Source organism: Pseudomonas fluorescens group sp. PF-1 (genome assembly GCF_054481335.1).
Genome location: NZ_JBTMNG010000003.1, coordinates 1 through 12,261, shown reverse-complemented (window position 1 = coordinate 12,261; position 12,261 = coordinate 1). Strand labels below are relative to the sequence as shown.

Here is a 12,261-nt window from a genome sequence, read left to right as displayed (position 1 = left end):
CCCGGCGAGAGCATGTATGTTTGGAATAGAAGAGGTAGGGGAGGAGGGGGAGGGGGAGGGGCAACCAACCCGGCAGGTGGCCTAAGTTCTCGGCCGGGTCGTTGCCTGACCAACCTATGTAGATGGGTCATGAACCGCTAAGTCCGACCGTGGTCAGTAGCCCGTTTTCGATGCCGCTGTTTTGCGTTTCTCAACGAAAGCCGTGACCTCTTTAGAGATGCGCTTTGTTTCCGCGTCATACTCATCATTGATAGCGACTGCTCGCTTAGGGCCGAGCTCGTTGATCAAGCGTTGTGCTTCCAGCGAAACGGCTCTTTGACTGTTCAAGTAATTGGGGTCTATGACATTCATATTGTACGAGTCGCCAATTCGCATAGCGACTTGAGCTCCTTGGGACTCGCACATTACGAATCCGATCTTTTCATACGCTTCTACGAGTGTTGGAAAGCAGCTGAGTGCTATATCGGTGAAGCGTGGTTTCAGGCTGTCAATCATCGCAGTCATGACCCCCTGATTGCGATGTGCTGAATCAACGCAGATATAATTTATTCCACAAGCAGTTGCGGAGTCATTAGCTCGGCTCAGGGTCATGAAACCTATAACTTTTGATGCAACATTTACAGCGATTACTACTTCAGAATTGATCTGAAGGCTAATTGCTGGATCAAGCTGAAGGGCGATATCAGTCAGCATCCAGGCGCGAACTACGCCGAACATGGGGTGATCAGCGCTGATTGGTCGGTTGACCAAATCTAGGCTATAGCGTTCAGCCATCCGCAGTATTTCTTCCTTCTGCGAATGACTAAGTGTTCTAAGGCTTTTGATTGCAACAACTTCCATGATTACTCCTTTGTGCTCGCTTCGATTATCTGCTTTCAACAATATGCCACTGACCGTCCCAGTTTCGGATTTTGCATTTAGCAGTCATCCCACGCCCTGTATGGATGCCTTGAACAACGCCCTCACCAGGCCCCGTGCTGGCAAAGTTCACACGGCCACATTCTTTGAAGGCGACTTGGTTCATGAATCCCCCCCTGCTTTGAACTGCGTCCTTCCCAGCTGCTGTATCGACCGCACGCTGGCCGTTTGTGATGCGAATAGCTTGAATCACCGTCGAGCCGTCTTCTGCTTTGCTGTAGCGCAGAGTGCGCTCGTGCTCGACAGCAGCGGTACCGGCTGCGCCCCCCGAATCTCGCGACGAATTGCAGCCGACCAGCGAGAGGCCAACAAGGGCGTAGATGAACAATTTGCGCATAGATGAAGCTCCAGTGATTTGTCGCATAAGCATGCCAGCGCGGGAGAAATTGCCAACTCAAGTAGGTGCATTTACTGCACCGCGCTATAGCCGTCGCCCGTCTGGGTAAAGCGGGTGTGGTGATTACAGGGGCTTTCTAGTGGCCTTGAGCAGCAGAACGCTGATAGATGTACCGTCGAATGCGTTATCAATCGCCTCGGAGAATTCGAGCTTGAAGCCAGGTAGCAGATCGGCAGCGAGCCTCCGGGCGCTTGTCGGCAGCACTGCCCCAAGTCGTCCGCCGGTTTCAATAAGTGTGCCGGCGTGACGGAGGTGTTCCTGCCAGCGGCCTTCGCTGTATGGCGGATTCATCGCGATCACGCTGAAGGAGGTACCAGGTTTCCAGGCGAGGAAATCCCCCTCGATGACGTTGTGTCCTTTCTCTCTCAGTATTTGGCAATGCAGCGGACTGACCTCGACGCAACGGGTGCGATCCTTGGGCAGCAGATCAGCAATGCCGCCCTGGCCAGCCTGAGGTTCGCATACAGTGTCGAGCAGGCTGATATCCAGCCAGTCCACTAGGCGCTGTGCGAGATTCGGAGGGGTCGGGTAGAACTGATAGCTCTTCTGGTCGGGAATGCTGCCACGTGCGGCAACCTCTGCAACAGCGTCACGCGGGTCATAGTCGAACTGCCAGTAGGTTAGGCGGCCATGCTTGGGGCAGGTGGTCAGAACCCCGCCCAGAGCCGCCATGACGCTGCCCACCTCATCAAGCAGGTGTTTGCTGTCCGCACGCTCGCGCACGGAGATACACAGCGTATTGGGTACGTTAATTTGGTCGTATTCGCGGCGGAAGTTGGTCGTCTTCTCCAGGTAGCAGTATGTCTCAGCGCTGCTGAGCAGCGATGTCACAGCGTTCGATAGGGGGCGCTCGTAAAGTGTCTTGCTGTTGAAGCCAGATGCCTTCGGCTTTGCTGGGCGCTTGCGGAAGCTCTCCGGGATGGCCATCGGGTGCAGGAACGCCAACACGCTATTGAGCCTGTATGCCATGTCCGGATGGACTTCAAGGTGAGCGGTACCCACCTTGTATGCCCTAACGCGAACGCTGCCGCCATCTATCTCAACCCACTCGCCCCGGCTTGCCCGTGCCAGGTGCAGGATGCGAGTGGTAGAAGCACGGCACGGATCATCGCGGCCCATGAACTTGGCTACCACCATGCGTAGATCGTGGATATAGCCCTCACGGTCATGATCGGTCGATCCCCAGTCGTTATAGACGTGGCTCATGATTGCGCGCTTGTAAAAGCCTTCTGGCTGATTGGTCACATGGGTACGCGACAGGGCTCGGAAGATGCCATCAACACGCTCGGCCAAGAATTCAACACGGCGGGAGAGGAGGCTTTGAATCGTTGCACGCAGGTTGTCGAGATTGAACTCTGGCATATCCAGCTCAGGGTTCTCGCCGCGTTTGTAGTTGTGGTCGCGCCAGGCGTTCAGGGTTTTGTGCCATTGGCTACGGCGGGCCTGCGGCATGTGCTCCATAAGGTCAGTTTGATTGAGCGCACGCTGCCAATAGGCTGCGGTCAACTCGTTCAGCGCGCCCTCAAGCTGGAATATTTCGCCGAAGGCGCTGGTATGGCGAATGCTTGCGCTACGACCGTACTGGTCATTGCCATTACCATCGAAGAAATAACCCAGCACACCAGAAACCTTTTCCTGGGTGATGATCCCATGTACCTCAATGACACGGGCCTTCTCGCGCTCGTAATCGCCGGCCAGCAACGTCAGCGCGTCAAACTGAACGGGGGCAAAAAATTGGTCGATGACATCGCCATGAAGGACTGGACTGGAATGACGGTCGTTCTCGAAAAGCTGCATAAGTGAAAACCTCCTTGGTTTCCACCAACTTCTCATTGTCCCGAAAAATCCCAAGCTGTCAGTCGATCACGACTTCTCTCGCTGAATCCCAGTCGCTGGGGGCAGCATCTCCAGTGGCGAAGGCAAATCTCATACCCACGGTCGGCCTGCCTTTCTTCATGAGGTATGCCGCAGCGCCTGCGCACATCGACTCGTGCCCCGAGGGTTCATAGTTCCCCTCATCGTCCCAGTTGCCACCCCGGTTTGAATGCACGGTCTTGTGACACTGGAAAGTCGAGTGATCATCCTCGATCAGGGTAGAAATAATCCCCTCCAAGCGCCCGCGGCTTAGCGGAATGGCTCCCTCCTTCAGGAACGGGCAATTCGCACATGGTTTTTTCAGTCGGAAGTGCTGCTTGATCGGATTCACTGAACCGTTTCCTTAGCGCGATACATCAATGGCGAAAACCTCGACTGGATCTGCCCCAAAGTGCGGATGAACGATCGTCGTCAAGCGATAGCCCTTCCAGGGCAACACAAGTCTTCGTGCGTCATCTGCGCGCTTCGGATAGCCACGTGTCAGCTCTATCTGGTCGAAGCCCTGCCCCTCCAAACGCCGACGCCAATAGGGTGTGGCAGCCCGAAATTCTTCCAGCTTGACGCCAGCCTTGATCGCGTCGAAATACTCGCCTTTGAGCGGCAGCGTCAGGGTTCGCATGGAGCGGGTTCCTTTCAGTTCGTTACGGTTACGGGGTCAGGCGCTGGGTAGGTCACGTTAGTAACTGGCGCAGCGCGGTCGCGCAGTTTCCGCACCGGGCGGCCGTGCGCGGCGTCGGCATAACCCAGGCGGGCGATACGCTGCGCGCGGTAGACCAGGCCGAGCGGGTTGGGCCAGGGCCTGCCGGCTTCGTAGCGCTTGCGGCCGGCCATATAGGGCACGTCAATATGCAGTGAATCGAGGCCCGCCGACTCGGCGCACAGGCGGGCAATGTAGCGGTCTAGCAGGTCGGCACGCATGGCACGAGTTCCCTCAGTAGCGGGCTGGATTGCCTTTGTACTGCCAGCGCTCGATCAGCGCCGCAGTCCATTCAGGCCCCAGGCGGGCCAGTGCTTCGGCGATAGTGTCATTGCTCTGGTTCAGCAGCTCGGCGCTGTTCGCGGCCAGTGCGACATAGAGGTATTCGCCACGACTCAGGGCACCAACACAGTCAAGGTCGCCCTTGGCCACGCGCAGCGCCAATGCGTCGAGGTAATCCAGTTGATCGGCCATTTGGTCATTCTCCTTCTGTGGTTGGGTGTCGCTATCGGTTGGGTTTAGGGTGTCTATTCAGAGCGTTCGCGTTGAATCCAAAGCTGATCCTGACTGAACACGATGTAACTGTCCCGAGCCTCGGGCACTACCTTTCTAAACTGCGCATCTGTCATGTCGTCGAGCCGGCTGAGGTCGCCACTAGCGCTTAGCCGCTCAATCACCTCAGTGGTGAGCCCTTCGTAGCGATTGAGATAGACGATTGCATCCATCCCCGCACGTTTCGCGCTCGCGATAATGGATTTCCAGTTTCCGCCGCGATCTTTGCTTCGGCGAATATTCTTCGCCTTCAGATAGGCCCGGATCACACGAGAACCCTTGCCAGCTCGCATGGAGGCCTGTACTGCGGTACCAAAATGAAGCCCACCGTCTACCGTTTTGGACGGATCGAGGGTGTCGAACTCCTCATTGGTTCGATGTTCCAGCAGCAAAGGAGAACCCGAGGAGTCAACCACCACGGAAGGGCTGAGCCATTTTTTGAAGTCATCCTCAGCCGAATCTAGTCCGCTGCGCATAGGTTTCCTGTTGGAGAGCTACTAAGATCTATGGATTATCCCACTTGCCAGGCACAACCCAAGCACCTGGCCTGAAGCTGGATTGAACGCACTGGCTGCCCGGACAAGCGAAGAGTGAAAATGGGAAAAGATAAAATTCACTGGAGAATCAGCGCGGAGGATGTCCTGGCCGTTCTGGAGTATTACAACGCCGCTAGCCTGAAGGCCCAACAAACGGCGCTTTCTGGCACGGCGACCCAGCTTGAGAAATTGTTGGGAGGCCCACTGCATAAACTCCTCGAGCCGGAGGAGGCTGACGCCATCCGAAAGGCCGGGGAGATCGTCCGCTCGATCAATATTCGTGTTGAGCACGCCAAAGAGATCAAGCGCCGGGAGGAGAAGCAGAGGGAGGCTCGGCTTAAAGCTCGCAAGGCCCTGATTGACGCCGAGGTTAGAGCTGCATTCCGGAGGCCCCAGGCAACGGCGGAGGACGCAATACGGATTACAACGCTGGCGATGGCGCTTCACCAGGAGAAATTCATCCTGGATTTCTATGATGTCCCAACCATGACAAGTCAGTATCAGGAGCGACTACAGCGAGCGCTCAAGGAAAAGGCACTGGGTGGCTACGTCGATTACGCTCATACAGACATCGTGCGCGGATTATCTGAAACCCTCGACTATCGGCAGAGTGGGAGTCCAAAGGCGGACATCGCGGCCGCACTTAGCTTGTGTGAAAGCTGGAAGCCAAAACACCGGACGGCGCAAGAATTCCTGGAGTTTGTCCATCGTCAAATAGCGATTGAGCACTCGGCCAACGTAGAGAGATTGCCGGTCAAGAAGAAGCCGGCCGGCAGGTAGCCACAGCAAACCTTCTCACAGCAATTCAGGCTGAGCCTGAAGGCGGGCCATGATTCGGCTGTTCAAGGCCCGCCGGTCTGCGGCCATTCTGGCCTCTCTGGCAGCACCTACGCCGTTGAACTGGTTTACGACATAGATCAGGTACAGCGGGTCGCTCGGGCCTACCCAGGCGTTCCAGGCTGCACGGCATTTGGCTCGGGTCTCTGCATTCAAGGCGAAATACGCAGCTCGTGCTTTACGCCACACGGCGGCATGGTTCTGACGCATACGGTCGGTGACCTTGCCCTCGTGAAGGTCACGCAGACGCTTTTCTTCTTCCCAGCTGTGCTGGATCTCGCGAATCTGATCGCCGAAGAGTGGCAGTGATTCAGCTTCCCGCGCCTGTTTGCGCTCAAAGGCCTTCTTCATCATTTTGCGGCGAGAAACCTTGCCTGAACGGCGAGGATAGCGCGGCGCGCTCAGCGCGCCCCTGCTCTCGCTGCCTCCTTCTGGGGTTGGGCGCTATCGGTCGGGGTGTCGGAATAGGCGTAGCCATCGGCTCGCTGGATCAGGGTGCAGTGGCGGTGGTGGATGCCCTGCACTACGCCATCAGGCGTCTGGATGTTGAAGCTGCCGGTCTTGCGCACGGCGACGCGACCCTGGTGGGTGCCAGCCTTTTTGCCGGTCGGCACCTCGGCGCGCACCTGATCGCCGGTCTGGAAACCGAAATGGCGTTTCTGTCGGGTCAAATAGCCGCGTGGAAAACCGTGGGCGGTAAGGCGGGTGCGCTGGTACTCGCCGCGTCCGGTGGCCTTGATCGCCAGCGTGGGGCGTTGCCAGTGCTCGATGGCCCTGATCTCACCGACACTGGCTGCATCGAGCGCGTGGGTCTTCGGAAGGCCGAGGCATCGTCGGTTAAATTTGGTTTGCGCCCCGGTGCCCGTGGTGACCGACAGGCCGGTATCCAGCAGGGCACGGAACAGGGCATTGCGGGTGGCGTTGACGGCGGCGGCATCCCGAAGTGGGACTTTGGCTTTCGCCTTGATTCGGGCCAGCAGCTCTGGCCTGGCCTTCAGGAACACCTCGACTGGCTGGTTGCCCTTGCGCTGATTACAGGGCCGGCAGGCCAGGGTCAGGTTGGGCACCCGGTCGCTGCCGCCGGCACTGCGCGGAACGATGTGCTCGATCTCCAGCGGCGTATTTTCAGCGTCGCAGTAGGCGCAGCAGCGGCCCCACTTCTCCAGCAGGTATTCACGCACCTCGTAGCCGGCCAACTCGCCCTGCTGGTATTGGACGCCGCTGATCTCCGGGTTCTGTATGGCCTGCATGTCGAACTTGACCCGCTCGACTGCCAGATCGCTGATCGGAGCCCAGTTACGCATCCGCCCGACCCAGCCCAGCGTGGTGTCCAGCCGGTGGCGCAAGCTTGGCGGCAGCCAGCCTTCCGGCCGGGTGCGGTTGTCGAAGCGCGGTGTGCGGTGGCGCAGGTTCTGACCACGGCGGCGACGGCGAAACGCCGCCCGCTGCTGCATGGCCTGGCGAATCGCTGCGCCCCGATGGGCCAATTCCATCAGTGAGAGAACAGACACCCGCTGGCCCTTCTGGCGTACCAAGGCAATGCCAGTGAATTTGCTGCCCGGATCGAACTTGAGCGTCAGCGATTGCAGCGCGCTATCGGCCTGCCGCCGATCCACTAGACGGATCACGAACGGCACCTGCCGGTGTATGCGGGCGCGACCGCGCTCCAGCAACAATCGCGCTCGCTTCTCGCTGCATGGCATCAACGGCGTGCCTGTCTTATCCAACACATAGACCGCCACGGCGATCCTCCTTTGAACTATGCCCTTACGGGCCTGGTGACGGAGCCTTGCGGCTCGCTCCCCTCGGGAATGTCTGCACCCGGCTCCCGCTGTCGCGGCGGTCGGAATCTTCGGCGTTTTACCTTTCGCCAGCATGATCCCGACCTTCCAGTGCCCGGAACTGAGGAAGCATTCCGGGGTGGGTCGGTTCGACCTGGTGCAAACGGAGCGGGTTAATACCGCTTTCCCTGGTCAACCCAGCCTGCTTTCACAAGCTCCGACCTTCAGGCCGGGGTAGTTGACTCGCTCTGTGACAGTGCGTTTTTCCTGACGTAGCAGGTACTTCTTGAATCTCATGACCGACACTCCAGCGCCCGGCGGGTAAGAGCGGCCAGCAGCAACCCCAGGGCGCACCAGGTGGCCAACATGAGTAAGCCGAGGAGTGCGATGCCAGCGGTGCCGAAAAGCCCGCCAAAAAGCAGCAGGAAGGCCTGAGGCGCGGCTGCGAACACCCCAGACCAGATCAGCGTGGCATTGGCCACCCCGGCTAGGAACATGAGCCATGCAAGGTATTCCGGCAAATAGCTCGACTTGAATGAAGGGGACTGCATGAGGCAACTCCTTGTTGTCAGAGGGGGAGATGCCTTCAGGCTATTTCCATTCCGGAATATCCCAAGCCAACAAAAAGCCCGGCGAACCGGGCTGAGATTGCTCTAGGTGCTAGTCCTCAAAATGCAAGCTCTTGCTGGCGGTCTGCGTAGCCGCACCAACGGGCGAAGCAGTCGGGATTTCCTACCTCCATCTCTATGTTTCCGGCATAGCCGTGGGTGCGCGCGTCACGGATCAGCTCTGCGATAACTTCGGGACTATCTCCCATCTCGAAGCAGGTATCAAAAGTACGCTCGCCCAGCCCTTCAAACCCACGATCCCACAACTGGTAGCTGGTGATCTCATGCACGAGATTGTGGCGGTAGGCCAGCTGAACAAAGCGCACACGAGCTTTGAAGCCCGAAGCGGTTGTAAGGCCTACCTTGTCGCGTAGACCAAACAGTTCGGTGATGGTGGCGGTGGTGTAAGACATATGGCGATCCGAGTTATCCAGGAGATGCCATCAGGCTACGGCATGAGCTGGGAATCCCAACCAGACTCAACGAGCCACGGGAGGGGCGATGCCAAGCGGCGGCATGATCAGGATTTCGTAGACAGAAGGGGGCAGGGGATCAATTTGCACCCTGATGCCGGTGTATTGGGCTGAAGGCCTCCCATCCAGAGGAAAAACGCCGTGGGGAATTTCAGGATCGGTGCCGAGCCACATCCGGGCGCGGTAGTCGACCCGGTAAATCCCAAGCTCGATCCAGTAGTGGGGAGAAACGGCCCGGCCAGCAACGAGCAGTTGGCCAAGCATGCCTTGGTAGGGTTTTGCGTTCACTTGAAGGGTTGCGTCACCAATACGCCTTTGCGTGCTCGGGTGCATCAAGAAACGCCTGAAAATCTGCCAGTTCCTTCGCTGCCATAGCCTCAGCATTGGGCGGCTCAATGACACTCCAGACCGAACGTCCTTCTTGTTGCTGAAGGTAATACCGATGGCGAGTGCAGCCCTGCTGAATCACTGTGCCTGGGAGTGCCATATCATTGAGATTTTCCACACCTTCGCAGATATCGACGCAAAAGGTATTTCGGCGAAAACTCATCGTTCCGCCCTGCCAAGGGCCGTCGATCAGTGGATGGTGGGTATCAGATGCTTTGGCGGCCATATTCCTTTCCTTCACTTTCGCGGGCGCGAAAATCGCGCCTCTCTCAGCTGCCTCGGCCCAGTTCGATTAGGGCTGGGCTTGGGGGGTACCTGGTGCGGTTTTCCTTACCAGCCGGCGTAGTTCGTGACCAGGTGACCCCAGTCGGACAGAGCCGAATGCTCGCGAAGAATTTTCAGTGCCTCGGCCGCGTGGATCTTTGTGGGGCAGCCGCCAGTCAGGAACATCTTGTCCTTCCCTTGGCGGTACAGGTGCATGATTGTCAGCGTCATCACTTGCTGGAGAGGAGTCATGGAGCGATAGGACTTGCGCATGGCCTTGAGTGCATCCGGGATCGCACTCCAGTCACCGGCCCAGTCATAGCCACGGGGACGCATGCTGTAGTGATCCCCATTGCTTGGGTATTTTTGATCGTGCCGCTCAAAACACCCTTGGAGCTGATACTTGTCGACGATGCCCCAAACAGCATGACCGAAGATGCGTGCTCGAGCATCGGAACCATCGAAGGATGGCAGTTGCGCACCGCATACGATGGCTAGTGCCGCATACTCTGCGTAATCCATGCTCGGGATCTTGTCGACCAGATCAACCAGGGCGTAGCTTGGAAACCGACCAGCAGCAAACGTAGGGTTCACAGCTGCGTATGCGGCCAGAGCTGCCGGCTGCTGGGAATGGTGAATGTAGGCTTCACTGGCCGTTTGCACGTCAGTCAATGACCACACGCCTTCAGCGACTTGGTGCACGCCAAAATCGGTCAACAGTTCCTTCGCATTTGCGACATAGTGTGCTGCTGTAACCATGACTCATCCTCTGGATTAGGCTCTTCTACTGGCTCAGCCCCGGCGAAGTCGGGGCTTGGGGGCTGGGCGTTTTCCGTCAAGCGGCCGCTTGATCGGCCTGAGACATGATCGCCTTGGCCGCGTGGTTGATCATGTAGAGCTGAGCATAAAGGCTGTCGCAGGTCTTCGTTATGCGGTGCTCGTACCATTCTTCACCCAGGCAAAGCACCTCGGCATTGTCGCGCATGAACTGGTGCGCTTCCTCGGTGCAGCCGATCTGTTCGGCAGTATCAAAGAGGTCGTCCCAGTGCATCCAGCGATCATCGCCATTATCGAGGTCGCGGCGATGAATCAGGGTCAGCGCCCGAAACTCCTGCCAGTGCGAACCACGAACCAGATCAGCATCCTGAGCCCACGCCGGCAGGGTGTCCCAAATTTCCTCAGAGCACTCGTCATGCAACGCCCTGCAGATGCTCGACACCAGCACCTGACGGAATAGGGTTGTGCTGAATACCTGCTTTTTGTGGGACTCGTTGAGCTTGGTGTGCAGGTAGTAAGTGACGTCATCGCCCGCCAGGAACGATATGCCATAGCCCAGGCCGACACTGAACGTCAGGTCGCCGATATCGCCGACAACGGCGATTCCGAACCGGGTCATCATTATGTCGAAGGCATAGGCGGTGGTGCTCTCGGCCTTGCAACGCCAGACCTCAACGTCGGCCTGCTTCACCAGGCAGGTGTACTGGTGATTTTTGAGCTTTTCGGCGGCACGGGCCTTGCGCTCGGCCTCTGTCTGCCGGCGATCTTCGATGTAAGCCGCTCGCGTTGTTTCAACATTCATGATCCGTTCCTTGACTGCATGTGGGTGACAAAAGATTCAGCTATGAGCGTACTGCGGCTAGCCGAAAACCCAATGGCTGGTGGAGCGACAGTGCGTTGCTCAAAGAAAAGCCCGCCGAGGGCAAGCCTGGCGGGCTCCGGTAATAAAACGAGCAGCTTCAGCGACACCACAGACGAGACAGGAGGGGGGAGGAGTGCCTTGGGAGCGTAGCTTCTACCATGAAGCTGCCCAGGGCCTAATTTACCATGACTCGCTGCGGTCTTCTGCTCTCTCAGGAGAACAGCGATTTGATTGCCGAGAGAAGGCTTCGCCTCGGCGCTTCTGGTTCCACTGGGGTGCATGCTGCACGGTAGGCTGCCATCAGGCGAACATCGTTGGCCAACATCCGGTAGACGCACTGGTTTGCGTCTGGGGTCGGCTTATGCAGCTGGTACCCATGATGTTTGCTGATAAACAAAGCAACCGCGGCACTGCGGGATCGGCCGGCCTGGCAATTGACAGCGATATTTTCCCCTCTATCTGCAATTTCTCGTATGCGCTCCCGCAGCACGTCAGCCTTGCTGCTGAGCAGGTAATCGACGTAATTCCGCTCAAAATCTGGCCCGTATATCTCAATGACTTCTTCGTCAAAGCCAGCATCAATGAAGTGGTGGTAGCTCACGCTCTTCCAGCGTGCTTCGTCGATGCAGGCCTGATCTTCAAGGCCATCAGATATCGATATCAGATGGCAGTCAGGGCCTGGCGAGTATGCTTCAGCCTCGCTGCGCGATAAGAAGGTGCAGCTGGGTATGGTTCGGTGCATTTTTCTCTCCGTTGCCACCGGCATGTCTACTGGGTTACCGAGGCCCTGAATTTCGATACATCGCTGCGCTGGGCTTCCACTACGTTCTGTAGTTTGCCGACATGAAACGCGGCGATGACCGGGCTCTGAAGAAAAGCAACACCGGGAATGGTGTTTGGCAGCAGCGCCGTAACCTTGGTATGCAAATGTGCCCGGATCGGCTCATACCATGGCGCGTAACCACCCCCTCTCTTTTGGCTCGGATTGCGGTAGATGGATTGTCCGTCACCCTCTGGCAGCTTGAGCATTTTCCGACACTCCAGTGACTCGTAGCTGAAACAGCCGATTTTCATATCACCGTCCAAGATGCCTTGACGCAGAGCACTTACCTCGGACGTTGCGAAGATGAAGGACATGCCCAGCACGATCAGGAAGAAGCCGGCCACGCGCAGACTTAGCAGTTGCCCTAGCCCATACAGCGCGAGTAGTCCCCCCATTACGGAGCCATGCCAGTAAAGACCAACTCGAGGGCTGAGGAACGATGCGTTCCGCATATCTTCGTTGGTGATCGGCACC

At 57.6% G+C, this 12,261-nt stretch carries 19 protein-coding genes; 1 reads left to right on the top strand and 18 read right to left on the bottom strand.

The window, feature by feature from the left end; all coding sequences use genetic code 11:
- Positions 1 to 153 precede the first annotated feature (153 nt).
- The 8 genes from ACX3YD_RS31855 to ACX3YD_RS31820 form a co-directional block, all read right to left on the bottom strand.
- Positions 154 to 840, bottom strand: coding sequence for a GNAT family N-acetyltransferase (locus ACX3YD_RS31855; protein ID WP_102685585.1), 687 nt, complete (start codon positions 838 to 840; stop codon positions 154 to 156).
- 25 nt (positions 841 to 865) lie between these two features.
- Positions 866 to 1,255, bottom strand: a complete 390-nt coding sequence (locus ACX3YD_RS31850) for a hypothetical protein (protein WP_458962118.1) — start codon at positions 1,253 to 1,255, stop codon at positions 866 to 868.
- Between the two features lie 123 nt (positions 1,256 to 1,378).
- Positions 1,379 to 3,112: a DUF4942 domain-containing protein gene (locus ACX3YD_RS31845; RefSeq protein WP_169884892.1), complete on the bottom strand. Its 1,734-nt coding sequence runs from the start codon at positions 3,110 to 3,112 to the stop codon at positions 1,379 to 1,381.
- Between the two features lie 58 nt (positions 3,113 to 3,170).
- Positions 3,171 to 3,521 (bottom strand): phosphatase PAP2 family protein, encoded by a 351-nt coding sequence (locus ACX3YD_RS31840; protein WP_099169456.1) that lies wholly within the window; start codon positions 3,519 to 3,521, stop codon positions 3,171 to 3,173.
- A gap of 12 nt (positions 3,522 to 3,533) precedes the next feature.
- Entirely contained in the window at positions 3,534 to 3,809 is a 276-nt protein-coding gene (locus tag ACX3YD_RS31835; RefSeq protein WP_099169457.1) for an RNA-binding protein, read from the bottom strand.
- A 14-nt stretch (positions 3,810 to 3,823) separates the two neighbouring features.
- On the bottom strand, positions 3,824 to 4,108 hold the full coding sequence (locus tag ACX3YD_RS31830) for a hypothetical protein (protein WP_099169458.1): 285 nt from the start codon (positions 4,106 to 4,108) through the stop codon (positions 3,824 to 3,826).
- Positions 4,109 to 4,121: 13 nt separating this feature from the next.
- Positions 4,122 to 4,361 (bottom strand): hypothetical protein, encoded by a 240-nt coding sequence (locus tag ACX3YD_RS31825; protein ID WP_033045051.1) that lies wholly within the window; start codon positions 4,359 to 4,361, stop codon positions 4,122 to 4,124.
- A gap of 53 nt (positions 4,362 to 4,414) precedes the next feature.
- Positions 4,415 to 4,915 (bottom strand): hypothetical protein, encoded by a 501-nt coding sequence (locus ACX3YD_RS31820; protein ID WP_099169459.1) that lies wholly within the window; start codon positions 4,913 to 4,915, stop codon positions 4,415 to 4,417.
- 120 nt (positions 4,916 to 5,035) lie between these two features.
- On the opposite strand from ACX3YD_RS31820, the gene ACX3YD_RS31815 reads away from it, so the two are divergent.
- Positions 5,036 to 5,755 (top strand): hypothetical protein, encoded by a 720-nt coding sequence (locus ACX3YD_RS31815; protein WP_084342284.1) that lies wholly within the window; start codon positions 5,036 to 5,038, stop codon positions 5,753 to 5,755.
- A gap of 15 nt (positions 5,756 to 5,770) precedes the next feature.
- On the opposite strand, the gene ACX3YD_RS31810 is transcribed toward ACX3YD_RS31815, so the two are convergent.
- The 10 genes from ACX3YD_RS31810 to ACX3YD_RS31765 form a co-directional block, all read right to left on the bottom strand.
- On the bottom strand, positions 5,771 to 6,166 hold the full coding sequence (locus ACX3YD_RS31810) for a hypothetical protein (protein ID WP_047296792.1): 396 nt from the start codon (positions 6,164 to 6,166) through the stop codon (positions 5,771 to 5,773).
- A 47-nt stretch (positions 6,167 to 6,213) separates the two neighbouring features.
- Positions 6,214 to 7,554 (bottom strand): RNA-guided endonuclease IscB, encoded by a 1,341-nt coding sequence (gene iscB / locus ACX3YD_RS31805; RefSeq protein ID WP_099169972.1) that lies wholly within the window; start codon positions 7,552 to 7,554, stop codon positions 6,214 to 6,216.
- Between the two features lie 332 nt (positions 7,555 to 7,886).
- Positions 7,887 to 8,144, bottom strand: a complete 258-nt coding sequence (locus ACX3YD_RS31800) for a hypothetical protein (RefSeq protein ID WP_047297019.1) — start codon at positions 8,142 to 8,144, stop codon at positions 7,887 to 7,889.
- A 116-nt stretch (positions 8,145 to 8,260) separates the two neighbouring features.
- On the bottom strand, positions 8,261 to 8,614 hold the full coding sequence (locus tag ACX3YD_RS31795; RefSeq protein ID WP_084341938.1) for a hypothetical protein: 354 nt from the start codon (positions 8,612 to 8,614) through the stop codon (positions 8,261 to 8,263).
- A gap of 66 nt (positions 8,615 to 8,680) precedes the next feature.
- Positions 8,681 to 9,007, bottom strand: a complete 327-nt coding sequence (locus ACX3YD_RS31790) for a hypothetical protein (RefSeq protein ID WP_047297040.1) — start codon at positions 9,005 to 9,007, stop codon at positions 8,681 to 8,683.
- The gene (locus ACX3YD_RS31785) at positions 8,976 to 9,287 is read right to left on the bottom strand and encodes a hypothetical protein (RefSeq protein ID WP_169715572.1); all 312 of its coding nucleotides are present in this window, start codon (positions 9,285 to 9,287) and stop codon (positions 8,976 to 8,978) included. Before ACX3YD_RS31785 ends, ACX3YD_RS31790 begins: the two co-directional genes overlap by 32 nt.
- A 104-nt stretch (positions 9,288 to 9,391) precedes the next feature.
- On the bottom strand, positions 9,392 to 10,084 hold the full coding sequence (locus ACX3YD_RS31780; protein WP_047297023.1) for a hypothetical protein: 693 nt from the start codon (positions 10,082 to 10,084) through the stop codon (positions 9,392 to 9,394).
- Positions 10,085 to 10,160: 76 nt separating this feature from the next.
- Positions 10,161 to 10,904: a hypothetical protein gene (locus ACX3YD_RS31775; RefSeq protein ID WP_047297025.1), complete on the bottom strand. Its 744-nt coding sequence runs from the start codon at positions 10,902 to 10,904 to the stop codon at positions 10,161 to 10,163.
- Positions 10,905 to 11,175: 271 nt separating this feature from the next.
- Positions 11,176 to 11,706 carry a protein-tyrosine phosphatase family protein gene (locus ACX3YD_RS31770; RefSeq protein ID WP_080963868.1) on the bottom strand — a complete coding sequence of 177 codons (531 nt, stop codon included), beginning with the start codon at positions 11,704 to 11,706 and terminating at the stop codon, positions 11,176 to 11,178.
- A 26-nt stretch (positions 11,707 to 11,732) separates the two neighbouring features.
- Positions 11,733 to 12,261: hypothetical protein (locus ACX3YD_RS31765; RefSeq protein WP_458962117.1), on the bottom strand; the 529-nt coding region annotated here is incomplete at its 5' end.

Excerpts from the sequence above, each read along its gene's own strand:
- ACX3YD_RS31820 (WP_099169459.1), bottom strand. The coding sequence starts at position 4,915 with ATGCGCAGCGGACTAGATTCGGCTGAGGATGACTTCAAAAAATGGCTC.
- ACX3YD_RS31815 (WP_084342284.1), top strand. The coding sequence starts at position 5,036 with ATGGGAAAAGATAAAATTCACTGGAGAATCAGCGCGGAGGATGTCCTG.
- ACX3YD_RS31810 (WP_047296792.1), bottom strand. The coding sequence starts at position 6,166 with ATGATGAAGAAGGCCTTTGAGCGCAAACAGGCGCGGGAAGCTGAATCA.
- ACX3YD_RS31780 (WP_047297023.1), bottom strand. The coding sequence starts at position 10,084 with ATGGTTACAGCAGCACACTATGTCGCAAATGCGAAGGAACTGTTGACC.
- ACX3YD_RS31830 (WP_099169458.1), bottom strand. The coding sequence starts at position 4,108 with ATGCGTGCCGACCTGCTAGACCGCTACATTGCCCGCCTGTGCGCCGAG.
- ACX3YD_RS31850 (WP_458962118.1), bottom strand. The coding sequence starts at position 1,255 with ATGCGCAAATTGTTCATCTACGCCCTTGTTGGCCTCTCGCTGGTCGGC.
- ACX3YD_RS31825 (WP_033045051.1), bottom strand. The coding sequence starts at position 4,361 with ATGGCCGATCAACTGGATTACCTCGACGCATTGGCGCTGCGCGTGGCC.
- ACX3YD_RS31845 (WP_169884892.1), bottom strand. The coding sequence starts at position 3,112 with ATGCAGCTTTTCGAGAACGACCGTCATTCCAGTCCAGTCCTTCATGGC.
- ACX3YD_RS31785 (WP_169715572.1), bottom strand. The coding sequence starts at position 9,287 with ATGGCCGCCAAAGCATCTGATACCCACCATCCACTGATCGACGGCCCT.
- ACX3YD_RS31770 (WP_080963868.1), bottom strand. The coding sequence starts at position 11,706 with ATGCACCGAACCATACCCAGCTGCACCTTCTTATCGCGCAGCGAGGCT.
- ACX3YD_RS31775 (WP_047297025.1), bottom strand. The coding sequence starts at position 10,904 with ATGAATGTTGAAACAACGCGAGCGGCTTACATCGAAGATCGCCGGCAG.
- ACX3YD_RS31835 (WP_099169457.1), bottom strand. The coding sequence starts at position 3,809 with ATGCGAACCCTGACGCTGCCGCTCAAAGGCGAGTATTTCGACGCGATC.
- ACX3YD_RS31795 (WP_084341938.1), bottom strand. The coding sequence starts at position 8,614 with ATGTCTTACACCACCGCCACCATCACCGAACTGTTTGGTCTACGCGAC.
- ACX3YD_RS31790 (WP_047297040.1), bottom strand. The coding sequence starts at position 9,007 with ATGCACCCGAGCACGCAAAGGCGTATTGGTGACGCAACCCTTCAAGTG.
- ACX3YD_RS31800 (WP_047297019.1), bottom strand. The coding sequence starts at position 8,144 with ATGCAGTCCCCTTCATTCAAGTCGAGCTATTTGCCGGAATACCTTGCA.
- ACX3YD_RS31855 (WP_102685585.1), bottom strand. The coding sequence starts at position 840 with ATGGAAGTTGTTGCAATCAAAAGCCTTAGAACACTTAGTCATTCGCAG.